The 19,182-nt window shown below is 47.3% G+C and carries 14 protein-coding genes; 12 read left to right on the forward strand and 2 right to left on the reverse strand.

What is annotated here, in order from left to right; genetic code table 11:
* Window positions 1-142 precede the first annotated feature (142 nt).
* Window positions 143-1,138, reverse strand: a complete 996-nt coding sequence (locus tag U1I11_RS14190) for a metal-dependent hydrolase (protein WP_322906782.1) — start codon at window positions 1,136-1,138, stop codon at window positions 143-145.
* 917 nt (window positions 1,139-2,055) lie between these two features.
* A complete protein-coding gene (locus U1I11_RS14195; protein WP_322906783.1) occupies window positions 2,056-2,397 on the reverse strand; it encodes a toprim domain-containing protein in 342 nt (113 codons plus the stop codon).
* Window positions 2,398-2,676: 279 nt separating this feature from the next.
* Here U1I11_RS14195 and U1I11_RS14200 point away from each other — a divergent pair, with 279 nt between their 5' ends.
* The 12 genes from U1I11_RS14200 (at window position 2,677) to U1I11_RS14255 (ending at window position 19,072) form a co-directional block, all read left to right on the forward strand.
* Window positions 2,677-3,126 carry an ATPase gene (locus U1I11_RS14200; RefSeq protein WP_322906784.1) on the forward strand — a complete coding sequence of 150 codons (450 nt, stop codon included), beginning with the start codon at window positions 2,677-2,679 and terminating at the stop codon, window positions 3,124-3,126.
* Between the two features lie 49 nt (window positions 3,127-3,175).
* Window positions 3,176-4,330 (forward strand): transglutaminase-like domain-containing protein, encoded by a 1,155-nt coding sequence (locus U1I11_RS14205; protein WP_322906785.1) that lies wholly within the window; start codon window positions 3,176-3,178, stop codon window positions 4,328-4,330.
* A gap of 282 nt (window positions 4,331-4,612) precedes the next feature.
* A complete protein-coding gene (locus tag U1I11_RS14210; RefSeq protein WP_322906786.1) occupies window positions 4,613-6,640 on the forward strand; it encodes a peptidoglycan D,D-transpeptidase FtsI family protein in 2,028 nt (675 codons plus the stop codon).
* 320 nt (window positions 6,641-6,960) lie between these two features.
* Window positions 6,961-8,979, forward strand: a complete 2,019-nt coding sequence (locus U1I11_RS14215) for a peptidoglycan D,D-transpeptidase FtsI family protein (RefSeq protein ID WP_322906787.1) — start codon at window positions 6,961-6,963, stop codon at window positions 8,977-8,979.
* Between the two features lie 1,190 nt (window positions 8,980-10,169).
* On the forward strand, window positions 10,170-11,171 hold the full coding sequence (locus tag U1I11_RS14220; RefSeq protein WP_322906788.1) for a metal ABC transporter solute-binding protein, Zn/Mn family: 1,002 nt from the start codon (window positions 10,170-10,172) through the stop codon (window positions 11,169-11,171).
* A gap of 748 nt (window positions 11,172-11,919) precedes the next feature.
* Entirely contained in the window at window positions 11,920-12,696 is a 777-nt protein-coding gene (locus U1I11_RS14225) for a metal ABC transporter ATP-binding protein (RefSeq protein WP_322906898.1), read from the forward strand.
* 131 nt (window positions 12,697-12,827) lie between these two features.
* Window positions 12,828-13,742: a metal ABC transporter permease gene (locus tag U1I11_RS14230; protein WP_322906789.1), complete on the forward strand. Its 915-nt coding sequence runs from the start codon at window positions 12,828-12,830 to the stop codon at window positions 13,740-13,742.
* Window positions 13,732-14,607, forward strand: a complete 876-nt coding sequence (locus tag U1I11_RS14235; RefSeq protein ID WP_322906790.1) for a metal ABC transporter permease — start codon at window positions 13,732-13,734, stop codon at window positions 14,605-14,607. The genes U1I11_RS14230 and U1I11_RS14235 overlap by 11 nt, the downstream gene beginning before the upstream one ends.
* A gap of 491 nt (window positions 14,608-15,098) precedes the next feature.
* On the forward strand, window positions 15,099-15,851 hold the full coding sequence (locus U1I11_RS14240) for a Cof-type HAD-IIB family hydrolase (protein ID WP_416235621.1): 753 nt from the start codon (window positions 15,099-15,101) through the stop codon (window positions 15,849-15,851).
* 421 nt (window positions 15,852-16,272) lie between these two features.
* Complete coding sequence (locus tag U1I11_RS14245) at window positions 16,273-16,758, forward strand: DUF456 domain-containing protein (protein WP_322906899.1); 486 nt, start codon at window positions 16,273-16,275, stop codon at window positions 16,756-16,758.
* Window positions 16,759-16,987: 229 nt separating this feature from the next.
* The gene (locus U1I11_RS14250; protein WP_322906791.1) at window positions 16,988-18,613 is read left to right on the forward strand and encodes a putative polysaccharide biosynthesis protein; all 1,626 of its coding nucleotides are present in this window, start codon (window positions 16,988-16,990) and stop codon (window positions 18,611-18,613) included.
* A gap of 102 nt (window positions 18,614-18,715) precedes the next feature.
* Complete coding sequence (locus U1I11_RS14255; protein WP_322906792.1) at window positions 18,716-19,072, forward strand: thioredoxin family protein; 357 nt, start codon at window positions 18,716-18,718, stop codon at window positions 19,070-19,072.
* Window positions 19,073-19,182 lie beyond the last annotated feature (110 nt).

Consider the following 19,182-nt stretch of genomic DNA (forward strand, 5'->3'; position numbering starts at 1 on the left):
ATTTATAAAACGTCATATAACTCGAACTTCGCGAATATTGGAAATGACACATGTACATAAATCGTGTAATTCGCATCGGCGAAGGAGATCATTTTATTTTCGATCAGAGCAACTAGGCAAACGCATCCATTAATGATTCATGCTAGCTCATATGCAAACCAATCCGCTCGTTCATTTTATCCGGGCTAAGCCAGCCGACATACGAATCGAGCGTATTAAAATCGCGATCCATTACTACGACGGCGACAAATGGATATTGACGGCGATGGCGATAACGCACATCCGCCCAGCGTACGACATAACCGGTCGATGTCTGTTCCACTTCCGAAATCGTATACGATGAGAAATACAGCAATGCGCGAATATCGCGATGCTTGCGCGACGCTTCGATCGCCGGATGCTCCATCGAACGAACGGAATCGATCCAGATTAGCTTATCCGGGCTATACCAGCCGATGCGATAGCTGCCGTCTTGTTTGGCGTGCACGACATGCCAGCGGCGTAGTGAAATGGTCGGAATCAGCACATAATGCCCATCCGGTGCAGATGAACGTCCATCCTCGATGTCCATCCGCTCCACTTTACGTGTCAAATACGAGTGCGTTAACGTGCGCCATATATAGTAGACAGCAATCATACTGTACAATGTAATAAAAATCGGTGCGGTTGGCACCAAACCCGTCATCCATAGCAACAATGCAGCAATATGCGTACTAAAAATAAACGGATCAAAAATATTAATAATATTCCACGAAATCCACTTCTCGCTAAACGGACGTACCGCCTGTGTACCGTACGTATTGAATAGATCGGTAAACACATGCAGCACGACCGCAATCGCTGTCCATAACAAAATATGCCAGAAGCCTTCGCGATGGAGCAGCAGTGAAGTGCCGCTGCCGATCAACGCAATCCATAGCGCCATAAATGGCAAAGAATGCGTTATGCCACGATGATTGCGTACATAAGTAGCATTATCTTTCAGACGTAAAACGGTATCAAAATCCGGTGCCTGCGACCCGATAATCGTAGCGACCATAACAGCAATCGCTAGCCCGGGGTCAGCAGCAACAACAGGGTCGACATAAGCCAGTCCAGCAAGTCCAAATCCCATAGCAAAATGGGTGGCAGTATCCATTGGTTGTTCTCTCCTTACGTTATTCCAAAATAAGCATGCAGTTTATTAAAGTTGCTTCTATGCCGTAGCAGCGAGCGCGATTGATAACACGCCGCTTTACATGTGCATTCACTCATCACAAATCATTTGTATCTATCGTATGCAGCGATATGCTCACATAAATAGCTTATACGACATTGACGCACACAACTATACGCATGTAGTTTACCATAACCAGCTAACTAAAACGTGAAACGCGTATGAAATGTGTAGCTTGTCAAATAATTGTCATTATCATGCCTATTCACCTGCGCAATCACTAAGACTTTTACGTACAGATATGCTAAAGTTTATGGAGCGATTTTGTGTGTACCGCTTTGTTCACTTGGCAACCTCGCATTTGTGGGCGCTTGGCATTCGCCATGTTGAGCAATGCCACGTCGCAGGCTATCCGCTTTTAACAGTTGTTAACTGTATCCAACGCATTAAATATTAGATGCTGCTGTAAATTACGCTGCTGATTGCCGTACCGCTGCTCCTATATGCATACGGCTATACCGGGCTAATCTATACTCGCATCGATATTAGTATCGTTCATATGGCTCAGCATGGCAATCGCAGACTTCCAAAAGCAAGCTACCGACAACTGGACAAAAAACGCTTTCATTTTCTCAATCAACGATTTAACATTTAGCTTCATCTTGATGATCGCTACCGTGCATCGTTAAATGACTGATCAAATCGCCTGAGGCAAGCCTCTTTTTCATAAGACGAAATATTTCCAAATTGGAATTAATCAACTTACTAACTCATTTCCACCCTTAGCATTTTTAAATGCTACATCCCCCAACGTGTTCGCAAACTGTCATGCTGCAAGCAGCACGTAGCGGAGTAGTGTCTGCCCCACAGCACACCAAGTTTGCCTACGCCCTCACCAATCATAAGGGCAGCGATGGATAAATGATATATTCCTCCAACCCCGCCTTTTCGAGCTGTGCAGTCACATATTCATCCGGTGTACCTTCTACACCTGCATAACCGCGCCGTGTATACAGATGGGTCGCATCCGGAAACGCATCGCTTAACACCGCCCGTATTTTGCGGCCGGAAGAATCATTGTCCATAAACAGATACACATCATCCCGCCCGACCTGTTTGCGCAATTTTTCTAGCTTTTGTGAATTTAACGTGCCAAATGTGCACCAAATTTCCACTTCCGGCTGCAAGAGCCGGCGCAGCTTACTACGATCATTTTTGCCTTCTACGATAATATGAAGCAAGGGGATCACCTCTGTATGTGTATTGTAATAGAAGGGCGCGAGCGATGCAAAAGACGATAGCATAGCGACTGCTGACATAATCGCTATACTTCGAGTATAATTCGGTTATACGATAGACTGGCTTGCCGTAACAGGCACATAGATAGCCTGTAACGCCCCTGTGAAAGCGATCGTCTATATTGCTTATTGAACCGGATGAGTCTGCTTGAAACAGGGCAGGCTTGAAACGGATCGTCACCAAACGGATCGTTACCAAATGGAAAGTTGGAGGTGCAGCAGATGGACTGGCAAGTATGGAGTGAATTTTTTAGGCAAAATTGGCTGATCATTCTGGTTGCCCTGATTATATTGTTTCTCGTGATCAATCTGGTCAAAACGGTGATCCGCTGGTTAATTGTGATCGTAATTGTGATTGCGGTCTGCGTTTATAGTGGTGTATCGTTTAATCAGATTCAGCAGACGGTTACGAATGTGACCGACCAGACCGTAGGAGCATTGCGTGATCAGGCGCTAAACGTCATGAAAGATGAGGCAAAAGATGCGCGTTTTGTCCAGAATGCCGATGGAACGTATACGATCAAATCGGATAATATCGAGCTTAAAGGGAAGCCTGGTGGGGACAAAGTGAGCGTTACGTTCCGTGGTGTACCGCTAGGTGAGTGGGATATCAATGATACCATTCAGTCGGTCATTACACAGGCGAAGCGCAATACGGCTGCTGGACGTTAAAGCTTCGGATAGCTCGCAATAGCGGGGAGTGTAAAGAAGGAGGACATGAATGGAAGTTAAGGATATCGCAGCCTGGTTTGACAGTAGTCTGGTGTCCTGTTTGTTATATCTAATTATATTAATTTCAGTATGGCAAGGCATGCGCAGCGGAGCGAGCCGTTCGGCAGGACGACTGTTCTCATGGGCAGGACGCACATTGCTGACGATATTGGCACTTGCACTTGCCTGCCCATTCGCGCTGTTTGCTTCGCCTTATGTCAAAACATGGGCAGAGCGGGTGTCTAATTCCGTACCGGATGGAACGATGCCGTGGTGGCGTGAAATGTATTATTCCGCCGTATATTTGATCTCCGAATTTTCGTTGTTGCGATTTGCGGTCGTATTTATGCTTAGCTATGTCGTCGCCAGTATCGTATTTTCGCTGCTCGCGGCATTGTTGTTGCCGGAACGATGGCGGGCAGGCTATGTACCGACTGAAGCGCGTCGTTCCTCCTCGCTTAGCCGAATCGTCGGTGGGCTGATTGGTTTGCTTAACGGCTTGCTGCGCAGTGCGGTTGTGATCGTCGTGCTGTTTATTATCGTTAGTCTGTATCCGAACAATAAACTGACTTCTTATGTAGAAGCGTCGAAGCTGTACGATGGTACGGTCAAGTCGGTTGTGCAACCGCTGACCGGCTCATTTATTAAAGAGCAATTGCCGGTATTTACAAGCGCTGCCCTGCAAGAGCTGACCGGCATTTTTCAGCGTAAATACGATGTGGTCGATCGCAGCATTCCGGCGAATATCGAGCAGGCGGCTACCGAAATTGTCGGCAAGACGACAAATACGGAACAGAAAGCGCGTTTGCTGTATGAATGGGTTGGCTCCAGAATCAGTTATGATTACGGCAAAGTTGACGATTATGAGCAGCGCGGCGTATGGCATGAGCAGACGCCGGAAGATACATTTGAAACACGTAAAGGTGTATGTATCGATTATGCCCGTCTGTATGCGGTGATGGCGCGTTCGCAAGGTATCGATGTACGCGTTGTGACCGGGTTAGGATATAACGGTCAAGGCGGCTATGGGCCACATGCGTGGAATCAGGTGTATTTGCCTAACTCAAAACAATGGATTCCGCTTGATCCGACATGGGCTTCGGCGGGGAATTGGTTTAATCCGCCCAAGTTTGCTGAAACGCATATTGAACAAAGCGTATTGTAAGCGAGCGTATGCGCTAAAGCTAAGCTTATGACCGAAATTAAAAGTTAGTAATAAAATACTGTAAGGCAGCGTAATGAAGAAACGAATCGGTTTGATCGCCAATCGCTTTGAACCGATTCGCAAAATTTCTCAATGCCTATAACGGTGTGATATTATAGTTGTGTTGGCGTTGTCCTGTCCACATGAAATAGCGGGTTGGTTTGACCTGCTACAAACGAAACACATATTGAACGATTCAGGCATCATCATGCAATGCCGCAAGAGAAGGGAAAAGGTCAAGCAATGAAAAAATCGGGTATTGATGAGTCGTCCAAGCGCGAACTCAGAAATCAGCGTCAATTCTCTATCCGTCTAAATGTCTTCTTTTTTGCCACGTTTCTCGTATTTACTGTGCTGATTGTCCGGCTGGCGATTTTGCAGTTTGTCGAGGGGCCGACACTTCGTGAGAAGGAAGCGAGCATTTCCACCAAAAGTACGCCGATTCCGCCGATTCGTGGAAATATTTTGGATGCTTCCGGTAAGGCGCGTCTCGCTTATTCGACTTCTTCGCAATCACTTTATTTTACGATGACCAAAAACTATGCATTACCGCAAAACAAACCGGAATTGTATGAAATTGTCGGTAAACTCAAAAAAGTATTTAATGAATACGGTGATCCGAACGAAAAAATGACTGCCGATCAGATCATCAAAGCGATGGACATCAACTCCAAAGTCCAGTTCGGTTATACACCGCGCAGAATTAAAAAGAATTTGACCAATGCCGAGATCGCGCATTTTCTTGAGCATAAGGATGAGTTCAAAGGCATCGAGGTTGTTGAGGAAAGTGTGCGTCATTATGATCCCGATCAAGTAGCGACACAAACCGTCGGTTATTTGCGTCAGTTCAGCGGTGTAAGCACGACGATGGATCATTATATTAATAAATCAAGAGTGACCGAGGCAGGCGAGAAGTACTTGCCAACCGAGTATGTCGGTGTGGACGGAATCGAGTATGCGTATCAAGATGCACTGCGCGGCAAAAACGGTCTGAAAACGACACCGGTCAACGCGTTAAACCGTCCGATCGGACGCTCGGAATTAACCGCTCCCGAAAAAGGCGATAACGTCTGGCTGACGATCGATAAAAACTTGCAGATGGTTACGCAAAAAGCGATTACCGATCAGCTTGCGTACTTGCATTCCTATCGTAGCGGCAGCGCCTACGCGCCCAATGCGCAAACCGGTTATGCGGTAGCGATGGACGTGCAGACTGGCGGTGTGTTAGCGATGGCAAGTATGCCGGATTACGATACAAATGTTTGGGAAAATATGACGTCGGATAAATACCAGGATATTCAGTATCGCATCGCTAACGGCACGATTAAGGAAGTGTACCGTCAAGGGCATGCGTCTTCGATGGTATTGATGGGTTCGGTCATCAAGCCGTTGACCGTATTGATCGGCTTAAATGAAGGCTTGATTACACCCTATACTCATTATCAAGATATCGGTTATGCGGAGTTTGGTAAGGAAGGGCATGAAACTAAAATACGCAACGCAGGCAGTCATGCTTACGGTAATTTGACGCCAGCAGAAGCGATTCACCATTCCTCTAACACATTTATGATCGATGAAGTCGGTTTGCCGTTATATCGCAAATATGCGGCAGATTCGGTTAACGTTTGGGATAAATACATGAAGGAATTCGGATTGGGCGTATCGACCAAAAGCGGCTTGCCTGGTGAAAGTGCAGGTGCCGGCGAGTATATGGACATTAAGGCTGCCGGTAGTACACAGGCAGCGATGGCATTTGCCTCGTTCGGTCAGCAAGGAAAATATACAACATTACAGCTTGCCCAATATGTCACGACACTTGCGAATCGCGGTAAACGTTTGAAACCGCAGCTAGTGAGCAAAATTACCGATACCGAAGGCAATGTGGTCAAGCAGTTTAAACCACAGGTCGTCAATACGATCGATTTCCCGCAACAATATTGGGATACTGTGCTTGGCGGTATGCGAACCGATGTGCCTGCATTTAAGGATTCACCGTACACGGTTGCCCGTAAAACAGGTACATCTGAGCAATCAATCTACGGTCATACGGTCGATAACGGCGTATTTATCGCCTTTGCACCGCGTGAAAATCCGAAGATTGCGATTGCGGTCGTTATTCCAGAAGGCGGATTTGGTGCACAGAGTGCGGCGCCGATCGCGCGTAAAGTTTTCGACGCGTATGATCAGGAGTTTGGCATGGATGGCGTACCGAAAAAGCAGGCGGATACAAGCAAAACGACCGAGCAAACGGACAGCACGAGCACACAGTAATAAACGATGATCGACACCGAAATCGAGCTAGAGCAAAGGCAATCGATTATAGGAAGCAGGCGAACTCGCCTGCTTCTTTTTTGTGCTATTTTCCTTTGATCTTTCACATTTATAAGCGAGTGGGGTTGGAAATGGAGGGTAATATGGAAAGAGGGTAATCGTTTCGTTTGGTTCCGCTGCGACGGTATGCTAAAATGAAGAAACGACTACATATTTTGGAATCGTTACCGTTCATAATAGGGAATTAATAGAGCATAAACGAGTAGCTGCATTAACGTTGCAGCAACAATGCACGATCATGCAGGGGGGTTGTCCAGTCGATGAAAAAATGGAATTCGACCGAAGCGGAGGAATTTGAAGAAAGTAACCGACGTCAGTTTTCGATCCGGTTGAATATTTTTTTCTTTGCTACATTTTTGATTTTTAGTGTGCTTGTTGTGCGTTTGGCGATTTTGCAGTTTGTGGAAGCGCCAACATTGACGGAAGCCGAGTCAAGCGTTGTGAACAATGAGACACCGATTTTGCCGAGTCGCGGTACGATCTTCGACGCATCCGGCACTAAAGTGGCGTATTCGCTGTCTACGCAATCGCTTTATTTTACGCTTAACAAAGATTATCGCCGCCCCGACAATCAGGCTGAATTTATGCAAATTGTTGGCAATCTGAAGCAGGTGTTCAACACGTATGGCGATCCGAATAAAAAAATGACCGCCGATCAGATCATTGCAGCGATGGACATCGAATATAAGAAAAACTACGGCTATACACCGCGCCGCATTAAACGCGATTTGAGCAATAAAGAAATCGCTTATTTTCTAGAGCACAAAGATCGATACAAAGGGATTGAAGTGCGCGAAGAAAGCTTGCGTGAATATAGCCCAGATCGGGTTGCCGTGCAAACGGTTGGTTATTTGAAAGGCTTTTCTGGCGTTAGCGCAACGATGAACAAATACAAAAATCGCGCGCGTCTAAGCGGTGTAGCAGAGCGTTATATGGATACCGAGCTAGTCGGTGTCGATGGGCTGGAATACACATTCCAAGATGAATTGCGCGGCAAAAACGGCGTACGCAGCACGCCGATTAATGCGTTAAACCGGGTAGACGGTCGTGCCGAACTGACACCGCCGCAGAAAGGCTATAATCTGTGGATGACGATCGACCAAAATGTGCAGCTTGCCGCGCAGGAAGCGATTACCGATCAGATTGCGTTCCTACGTTCATATCGTAGTGGCAATGCATACGCACGCAATGCACTAACCGGCTATGCGGTGGCGATGGAAGTGGAAACCGGCAATGTAGTCGCGATGGCAAGCATGCCGAATTACGATCCGAATATTTGGTCACAATCGCCAACGAGCGAGCAGCTCAAAGCGATTGAGCCGTACTACCCAAACGGTACAATCCGTGAAATTTACAACGGCAAGCGCGCTTCTTCACTTGTGCTGATGGGTTCGGTCATTAAGCCGCTTACTGTACTGATTGGCATGAAGGAAGGATTTTTCGGGCCATATTCCGGATATTATGACCGTGGTTATGCCGAGTTCGGACGTGCAGGCTATGAAACAAAAGTACGGAACGCGCTCGGTGAAGTGCTTGGATCGCTGACGCCATCGACCGCGATTCAGAAATCATCCAACGCATTTATGATCGATCGTATCGGCAAACCGCTGTATAGCAAATACGGTAACGAATCGGTTAACGTATGGGATCGTTATATGAAGGAGTTTGGACTTGGCGTATCGACCAAAAGTGGGCTACCTTATGAAAGTGAAGGGCGCGGTGAGTATACGAATATTAAAGCGGCAGGTAGTGCACAGGCGGCGATGGCGTATGCTTCATTTGGACAGCAAGGTCGTTATACGACATTGCAGCTTGCCCAGTATGTGACGACGATTGCCAATCGCGGCGAACGGTTAAAGCCGCATTTTGTGAGCAAAATTACCGATGCGCAAGGCAATACGGTCAAATCGTTTAAACGCGAAGTGATCGATACGATTAACTTCCCGGCAGAAGACTGGAATGTAGTCATCAACGGGATGCGCAGTAAGGTTGCCGTCTTGGAAGGTTATCGTTATGATGTAGCGCGCAAAACAGGTACATCCCAGCAATCTGTATATGGCAAAATTGTCGATAACGGTGTATTTATCGCCTTTGCGCCACGTCAAAATCCGAAGCTAGCAGTTGCGGTTGTCATTCCGGAAGGCGGCTTCGGTTCCCGTAGTGCCGCACCGGTTGCGATTAAAATTTTGGACGCCTATGATCAGCAATACGGTCTGGACGGCGTGCCGAAAAAGAAGCAAGCTACCACAGACACAACGGACGCACAGACGGCGCAATAATACGATACAATGATCGATTGCAGTAGTAGCTTGACCGCCTTAAATAGGTAGTTTGATCGTGCAGAGCAGCGACGTTGTTAGGCTACGCTTCCAATGTATTTTTCATAACATGTAGTGAATTAGACATTGAATTTAAGCGTACCTTGACCGCGTTAAATGTTAAATCTGCTGCATATCCTTATGGATAGCGGGAATGTGTGCGACATCAAACGATATCGAAAGCGGTCACAGTAGTAGAGTGTCTCCATTAAAAATTATCCTAATCTGTCCATCTTCAAATGATGATGAGAGACATATACTTTGAATTTATTTGAGACAAGAGACAAGCGAGTAGTAGCGAAGTATACATGCACAATAATGAGTAGAAATGAACAGTGCCATAATGTATAATTCAAGCCTTTTGTTTTGGGGCAGCGAGCGAATACGCTTAGATTGCCCCAAACAAAAGGCTTTTTGGTATGCTCACATGCTATGTTTAAAATTACATTATTGTGTTTTCTTTCCCTACACCTTAAAATTTGCACAAAGGAAACAAATATAGCCTTTGCTAAAAAATAGTCATCGGAGAAAGTTTAGGTGATAGTGATGAGACGAGCTTAAATTCAATGTCTGGCTGACTACATCTTACGAAAAATACATTGGAATCGTAGCCTAACAACATCGCTGCTATGCAATAGCAAACTGTCTATTTAATGCGGTCAGCCTACTAGTAGGCTGTCTCAAATGGAAATTGTGTTTAAACGTCCCTAAATCGATTCAGCACCAAGCCATTGTTGGATCGACAAATTGTAAATGTATTCGAGACAAGCTACTAGTACGCTGTCTCAAATAAAAATCAGGTTCACACATACCTAAACGTGTTCATTGTCAAGCAATTATGAACTAGGCATACCGTAAATATATTTGAGACAAGTTATTAGTAGACTGTCTCAAATGGAAATTGTGTTTAAACGTACCTAAATCGATTCAGTATCAAGCCATTGTTAGATCGACAAACTGTAGATGTATTTAAGACAAGGTACTAGGGCGTGTCTTCAAACTACTTTACAGCGTTCGATACGGGTAATTTGCGTCAGATTAAGGTGTACAGGGTCTTATTTCTAACCTTTGTGAACAATAAATAATACGTAGGACGGTTTGAAGACACCACCTAGCTTGTCTATCGCCCTATTAGAAAGGAGCACAATATCATGATAACTATTCAACATGTTCTATCTGCCTGCAAGCGGGTTTTGGATCGATATAAACATACCCACTTTCTCTATGTACGTAGCGATATTACCATCGCCGGACTGTTCATGCTGCTAATTTTGCCAGGCTGTACAGGTGAACAAGCTGCCGGGCAATCCGATGCGCAGCGCTTGCACATCACCGCTACCACCGGCATGATCGCTGATGCAGCAGAGCAAATCGGCGGTTCGTATGTGCATGTGACCGGTTTGATGGGACCGGGCGTCGATCCGCATACGTACAAAGCATCCCAAGGCGATATTCGTAAACTGGATGATGCTGAGCTGGTGTTATATAACGGTCTGCATCTGGAAGGCAGTATGACGAAGATTTTGGCTAAAATGAGCCGCTCGCGGCACGTTGTTGCCGTCACTGACCGAATCGATCGTGCGGCGCTGCGGCAAAGCGATGAATATGCGAATGAGCATGATCCGCACATCTGGTTTGATGTGAGTTTGTGGAGTCAAGCGGTAGAGCGCATCCGTGATGCGATGATCGAAGCTGATCCGCAGCATGCAGCGATATATCGCAGCAATGCGAACGCTTATATACAGCAACTTCAGCAATTGCATCGCCATGTACAACAGCAGATTGCGACTATACCAGAGCCAAGTCGGGTGCTCGTCACCGCGCATGACGCATTTGGTTATTACGGCGCCGCCTACGGGCTGGAAGTGCGCGGATTACAAGGGTTAAGCACCGCCTCCGAGTACGGTTCGCGCGATGTGGCACAGCTGCGCAATATGCTTATACAGCGGCAAATTAAAGCTGTATTCGCGGAGAGCAGCATTCCTGCACGCGCAATGGAAGCGGTGATCGCCGGAGCAGCTGAGCAAGGACACACGGTGACGCTAGGTGGACAATTGTATTCCGATGCGCTTGGCAAACAAGGCGGCGCAGCAGACACGTATATCGATATGGTGAAGCATAATACGCATACGATTGTGCAGGCGCTGCGTTAACGCCGTATGGATGGTCGATGTATTGCGGTTAGTAGGCTGTCTCAAGTAAAAATTTTGTTTGAACGTACGTTAACCGATTCATCATCAAGCGATGGTTAGATCGACAAACTGTAGATTCATTTAAGACAAGCTACTAGGCTGAAGCTAGCACGCAGACCAAGTTAAATTTCAATTTTAATTATGTACTTGAATCCGTATCCATAAGAGCTTGAGCCAGCTTCAACACTCAACTTAATCTCGGTCAAATAATTAGTAATTGCGCAGACAACAAATAACGAACCGGATTTTAAGACAGTCCAGCAGTTTGTCTTAAATCAAAGTTAAGTGTGAACGTATCTAGGCGTATTTATGATCAAGTGAGAACATCCATTTATGTGAGACAAGTTACTAGACATCCGAATGGTATGTTCTATTTTGAATGGAGACAACGCAGTAGACATTATGTTGTTCTCTATTATCCATCATGAGTACAGTTGTCAGCGATGCCACTGTACAAAGTATACCGCCCCATGATCCGATACTGTGCCGCTTCATATTCAGAGTAACAAACAGCAACAAGTTTGCCGACTACGAAGCTATTTTATACCTTCATGTCCAGCCATATTTTATAAACAGGGAGGAACAGTCAATGAAATCACCTATCATCGTTAATCATTCGCTTGATCCACAACATATCCAGCAACAGGAAGCGGCACAATATGATCACAAACGCTCTGGCAACCGTCACCAACCGTCCGTTTCAACATCGATACAACAGTCGGACAGCCCACTTCATGTGCAAGGGTTGACGGTTACGTATCAACAGCAGCCGGTTGTGCAGCAGGTATCGTTTTCGCTGGCAGCAGGGCGATTGATTGGATTGCTGGGACCGAATGGAGCTGGGAAATCGACGTTGCTAAAAGCGATTCTCGGTTTGATCCCGTCGTTGGCGGGAGAGGTGAGCGTGTTTGGCAAACCCTATGCTAGCCAGCGGCGACGGATCGGTTATGTGCCGCAACGTGAATCGGTCGATTGGGATTTTCCGACCGATGCGCTGGATGTAGTGTTGATGGGCACATACGGACGGCTCGGTCTGTTCCGTCGACCAGGTAAACGAGAGCGGCAGACGGCGCTACATTGTCTCGATCAAGTCGGTATGGCGGATTATGCAGGACGGCAAATTAGCCAGCTATCTGGCGGGCAGCAGCAACGTGTGTTTCTGGCACGAGCGCTTGCGCAGCAGGCGGATTTGTATTTGATGGATGAGCCGTTTGCCGGCGTGGATGCGCTAACCGAAAAAGCGATCATTACACTGTTGGAACAAATGAAACGGGATGGCAAAACGGTGCTTGTGGTGCATCATGATCTGTCGACCGTACAGGCGTATTTTGATGATGTATTGCTGCTCAATCGTCAGCTAATCGCGGCGGGTGCGGTGGAGCAAACGTTTACGCCAGAACTGCTGCAACAGACGTATGGCGGCAAAATGGCGTTTTTGCAAACAACAGATGAGCAGGCAGAAGGCATTTGGCTGGCTAGTAAATAAGCAATCGCTCGGGATGAACATTTAGGTGCGGCATGATGAAGCGACATAGGAGGCGCTGTCATAAGCACATCAAACGATACTGTTGTATGACGACAACAATTAACGAATCCTACAAAACAGGAGGACAGATCATGGATGCACTATGGATGTTATGGACAGACCCCAATATGCGCTGGATCGTCATTGGTTGTATGTTGCTCGGTCTGAGCAGCGGCTTGATCGGCTGTTATATGCTGCTGCAAAAGCGCAGTTTGATCGGTGATGCGCTTGCCCATGCAGCATTACCGGGCATTTGTATCGCTTTTATGCTAACTGGTGTGAAATCGACGACAGGCTTTGTGCTCGGTGCGCTCGTTGCCGGAGCGATTGCGACATGGGGCATTCGCTGGATTACGAATTATTCGCGCATTAAACAGGATGCGGCGATGGGCATTGTATTATCGCTATTTTTTGGCATCGGGGTCATGCTGTTGACCCGGATTCAGCATAGCGGTGCAGGCGGGCAAAGTGGGCTGGACAAATTTCTGTTCGGTCAGGCGGCGTCGATGATGCGTGCGGATGTGTATATGCTGGCAGGGATTAGTATATTGCTGCTCGTATTATGTGTGCTGCTGTACAAGCCGTTCAAGCTGATTAGCTTTGATCCCGGCTTTGCGCGCGGGCTAGGCTGGCAGGTAGCACGGCTGGAACAATTGATGTTATTGCTGGCAGTGCTCGTCGTCGTAGCGGGCATCCAGGCGGTCGGTGTCGTGCTGATGTCGGCGCTGTTGATCACACCGGCGGTCGCGGCGCGGTATTGGACGAATAAGCTGTATGTGATGTTACTGTTGGCGGGGATGTTTGGCGCTGTGAGCGGGCTAAGCGGTACATTTTGGAGCGGTATGCTAACCGGTTTACCGACCGGGCCGGTGACGGTATTGTCGGCTACATTACTGTTTGCGTTATCAGCACTGTTTGCCCCACAGCGCGGCTGGATCGGCAAACGATGGCGTCAACGGCGGGCACGTCGTGCGTGGACACAAGGAGGAGCGACTCATGAGCAGTGATTTCTGGATCGTATTAACGGCGATATTGATGTCTGCTAGCTGCGGTCTACTCGGCTGCTTTTTGATTTTGCGCAAACTGGCATTAATCGGTGATGCGATCAGTCATGCGGTATTGCCTGGCATCGCGATCGCCTTTTTGTTTAGCGGTGGACGTGATTCGGTGGCGATGATGATCGGAGCGACGTTGCTCGGCTTGCTGTCTGTTTTTCTTATTCAGTGGCTGCGTAGTTCGGGAGTGCAATCCGATGCGTCGATCGGTATTATTTTTACGGCATTGTTTGCGATTGGCGTCATTATCGTCAGTTTGAATGCGCGTAATATCGATCTTGATCTGGATTGTGTATTGTTCGGTGAGATTGCGTATGTGCAGTGGGATACGTGGACATGGAACGGAATGGAGATGGGCCCGCGTTCGGTCTGGATGCTCGGGTTTGCATTGTTCGTTGTAGTGACGCTGATTATGCTATTTTATAAGCAATTTAAGCTGACTGCGTTTGATCCGGCGCTGGCGGCGGCATGCGGTATTCCGGTTATGCTATTTCATTATATGCTGATGGGGCTTGTCTCGATGACATCGGTCGCTTCGTTTGAAAGTGTAGGGGCGATTCTCGTTGTCGGGATGTTGATCATTCCGGCGGCGACCGCTTATTTGTTAACCGATCAGCTGGGTAGGATGCTGTTGTACAGCGTCATTGCCGGTGTGGCAAGCTCGCTGCTCGGTTATAGTGCAGCTTATGTGCTAAACGCATCGATTGGCGGCAGTATCGTTACGGTCGCAGGTGGGCTGTTCGTGCTCACTTTTCTGCTGTCTCCACGTCATGGTTTGCTGTTGCGTAAATGGCGTCAACGCCGCTTGGCAGCATAATACAGTAGCTTAAAACTTGATCTACAGTTTACAAAAACTTTTGAGAGGCTAAAGAATAGTATGCTACACTTATGCTCATATGCCAAATACGCTGGCATTGCTGTAAGATAAGTCTGTTATCGCTCATGCTGCTCGTTATACTTATGCTATTCATAATGTTTATGCTATTCGTTAAGTTGTATCGTGCTCATCATACTTTGACCGAGATTGATTTAAATTTTGAAGCTGTTTCAAGCGCTTATGGATAGATTTATAGAGATTTCAGTACTCAATCCAAATTTAAATTGAACTTGGGTGGCGTAATATACTAATTGCCTGCGGTCAAAACGAATACAATCAATCATGCGCTGTGCCAACAGTATAGAACAGTGTACAGAGGAGCGAATACGAGCAATAGCATCGATTGGCAATGCTCATGCGTTAGGTCGAGCCAAGGTGGAGATACGTTGATCCGGGCATTGAACCCGGACGGATGGAGGAGAATCAATACAATGACAACTCGTAAATACAAGCTGCTTGCACTTGATATGGATGGAACACTGCTCAATGATAATCACGAAATTTCGCTAGAAACGAGCAAATGGATTCATAAAGCGATGGATGAAGGCATTCACGTATGCCTGTCAACCGGACGCGCTGCTAGCAGTGCATTGCCGTATGGACAAGAGCTTGGATTAGAGACGCCAATGGTAACGGTAAACGGCAGTGAAGTATGGAAATCGCCGCGCGAGCTGTATCGCCGTACACTGCTCGATCCTGCCGCTGTGCGTCGTATGCATGAACTGGCAATGGAAAAAGAAGTCTGGTTCTGGGCGTATGCGGTCGAGCGTCTGTACAATCGCGATCATTGGCTGGCAGACGAGCAAGCGTTGGAAAACGTGGAATGGCTGAAATTTGGCTATAACACTAAAGATAATGAGCTACGCCATGACATTTTGATGGAATTGCAACAGATGGGCGGACTGGAAATTTCCAATTCTTCGCCCGAAAACTTGGAAATTAACCCGCTTGGCATTAACAAAGCGACAGGTATCGCTGAAGTGTGCAAGCTGCTCCATATCGATATGTCAGAGGTCGTTGCCGTCGGTGACAGCCTAAACGATCTAGCTGTTATTCAGGCGGTCGGTCTAGGTGTGGCGATGGGCAATGCGCAACAACCGGTAAAACAGGAAGCAGACCTTGTCGTCGCTAGCAACAATGATGACGGTATCGTTGAAGTCATTCGCGATCATATTCTCGTTTAAATCCGCTCATTGATAGTCCAGCCAAGCTATAGCACAATATTCAATGCTGAATAATCAATGCTGAATCGCTGCTGGAAAATAGAACTGTCTGTCAGTGATATGAAACTGTCAGTAACGTCAAACAGCCGCGAGGAGCGACAACTATAATCGGTACCGAACGCAACACCCGTATCTATTTCAATCCACGCTCCTGCGCGAGCAACGACGCAGGTAGGAATGTGATTACTTTTCCTGATGGGTTATTTCGATCCATGCTCCTGCGCGACGGGCTACAAGTGATGATGATCACTTATCCACACCGCGTTTTTTGAAACGAATGTGTCACCTGTACAGTATATAGGTATACAAATATTACATCTTACGCTAGAGATGAACATTCGTGGAGTGCGGTATGCACCGATGACAAGGAGAGACAGTGATGCTGGAAATTGTAGGTTGGACGCTCGTCATTGCGCTGTTTATAATCGGGATGGTCGGCACGGTATATCCGGTGCTTCCGTCTGTGGTGGCGATTTATTTTGCGTTTTTTGTGTACGGATGGTTTTTCTCGTTTGCTGAATTTAACGTCTGGTTTTGGATTATTGAGACGTTGATCGTCGTTGTATTGCTCGCTGCCGATTATTTAGTCGGTGCGTATGGGACGCGTAAATTTGGCGGCTCCAGATTAGCGGTTATTTTATCGGTTATCGGGTTGATCGTCGGCCCGTTTGTAATTCCTGCCTTCGGGTTGATTCTCGGCCCGTTGATCGGTGCGGTCGCTGCCGAGCTGATTCAAGGACGTGATGTGAATAGTGCGCTACGTGTCGGCTGGGGAACAGTACTTGGACTGTTTGCGAGTGCGGTCGTCAAAATTATTTTGCAACTGGCGATGATCGGAATTTGGGTCATCTGGATCGTGATCTATTGAGCACTAGCCTTTTTGCATGTCGCATTGCGAAGCGCACCGATCCATGTCTATAATAGAAATGCTGACATAAAAACATGACCGGAAGGCCAATCAGCCTTCCGGTTTTTTGGCATGATCCGCTTGGATGGGCGGGATGAGATGTACATACGGTTTAACATAACTGTACCGTGCTAATTGTACACTGCTAATTCGTTTATGATCCATGAAGTGCGAGAGAAGGGGAACTATTTTGTCCAAAAGTGAATCATTTATTAAAGGTACGATTATTCTGGCTGCCGCTGCGCTCGTCGCACGCGTACTAGGCCTTGTCCAGCGGGTGCCGCTGGAGCATATGCTCGGATTTTCAGGTGACGCTTCCTTTACGCTGGCAAACAATGTGTATTTGATGCTGCTCGCAGTAGCTACCGCAGGCATTCCAAGCACACTCAGCAAAATGGTATCCGAGCGTTATGCGCTAGGACGTCCGCATGAAGCGAAACGCATTTATTATGCAGCGCTGCTGTTTGGCGGTGCAGCAGGCATTGTGATGACCGTATTGATGTATGTCGGCGCTCCGTATTATGCCGCCCTCGCCAAAGAACCTGCGGCTGCACTGGCGTTACAAGCGATTGCGCCGTCGTTATTGCTGTTTCCGGCGATTGCGATGATGCGCGGCTATTTCCAGGGGCGTAATATGATGTCAGCAGGCGGCATTTCACAAATTATCGAGCAGTTTGCCCGCGTATTGACAGCGATCGTGCTAGCGTATGTGTTGCTGCGTATCGGATATGGCGATACCGAAGTGGCGGCAGGCGCTTCATTTGGTAGTGTGCTTGGCAGTGTAGGCGCTTTTCTAGTGATGGTCTATTATACGTTCAAGCTGCGCAAACAAGATGCGGCAAATCGGATATTGACCGAGCGTACCGGCGCGGAACCGGTCATTCCGCTGCGCCAAATTTACGGTGATATTTTTAAATTATCGATTCCGATCGTTATTTCTTCGCTGACGATTCCGGCGGTAAACTTTATCGACGGCACGCTGATCAAGCCGCTGCTAATCGGCAATGTCGGTGATGCGGCAGCGACGGCGGCGCTCGGTATTCTCGGTACACGCGCGCAAAGTATTGCCGGTATCCCGCCTATTTTGGCAATCGCGCTCAGTACGTCGCTTATTCCGGTCATCTCGGCGGCATATGCGCGCAAGGAAGAAGATAATTTGAAACGTCAGGTTTCGCTAGCATTGCGTATCTCGGTGCTGACGGGCATTCCGATCGTGCTGATGCTCACGACGGCGGCATATTCGATCAACGGGCTGCTGTTCACGAACACCGAAGGGGCAGGCATTATCGGGCTGCTGACGCTCGGTACGATTTTTCAAATTACGATGATGACGACCAACTCGATGCTGATCGGCATTAACAAAGTGAATTTGTCGATGGTGCATGTGTTGTGCGGAATCGCCGTCAAATTGTTGCTCAGTGTGCTGCTGGCACCGTTTCTTGGCATTTATGGCATTATCGTCGCGACAGGGCTATGTTTTCTGCTCATTACGATGCTTAATTTGCGCTCGCTGCGTCAGGTCGTATCGTTTTCGATTCTTGGCAACCGCTGGTTGGGCTTTATGATCACAAGCTTCGTACTGACCGTAGCTGGGCTGCTGTGCAATCAGGCAGGCGTCGCACTAACGGAATGGATGAATCATAGGGTTGCATTTTTTATCGGTTGTTGTATGGTAGGAATAGCGACACTGGTCATTTATCCGGTATTGCTCGTCTTGCTGCGTGTCGTACGCGCGGAAGAATTGTCTTCCTATCCAGGCCCACTGCGTAAGCTGCTTAGCCCATTGATGCGACTACAGCGTGGCAGAGCAGCTTGACCTTGAGCTATTGTACACGTTTTGATTTCAGCGTTAACTGTTCCATTGGGCGGTTAACCGTGCTAAGCGGGCATTTTCATTTATAAAAAGGAGGAACATGATATGCAATCTATCCATACAAGCGACAGCTTCCATACGGTGATTGCCGCACCGGAGTTAACGATCGCTGTGTTTAAAGCGGACTGGTGCGGAGACTGTAAATACATCGATCCATTTATGCCAGAGGTCGAGCAGCAGTACAGCGACCGTCTGCGTTTAGTAGAGGTGGATGTGGACGGTGTTGGCGATGTGAGCCAAGAACAGAACATTATGGGCATTCCAAGCTTTGTCGCGTATGCAAATGGCAAGGAATTGATCCGTTTTGTCAATAAAGCACGCAAATCACGCCAAGAGATTGAACAGTTTCTCGATCGTGCGGTAGAGGTGTACAAAGCGCTCAATGCGCAGGCGGCGGAATAAGCAGGGAGGAGAATGATCTTTGAGCGATTCAGAGATCATTCTTTTTTATTTTAAATAATTATAATAAATTCATGTTTAATCATTGTTATCGGTCGTTAGAATGGATTTTA

This window comes from Paenibacillus campi, from assembly GCF_034659835.1.
Classification (GTDB): Bacteria; Bacillota; Bacilli; order Paenibacillales; family Paenibacillaceae; genus Saccharibacillus; species Saccharibacillus campi.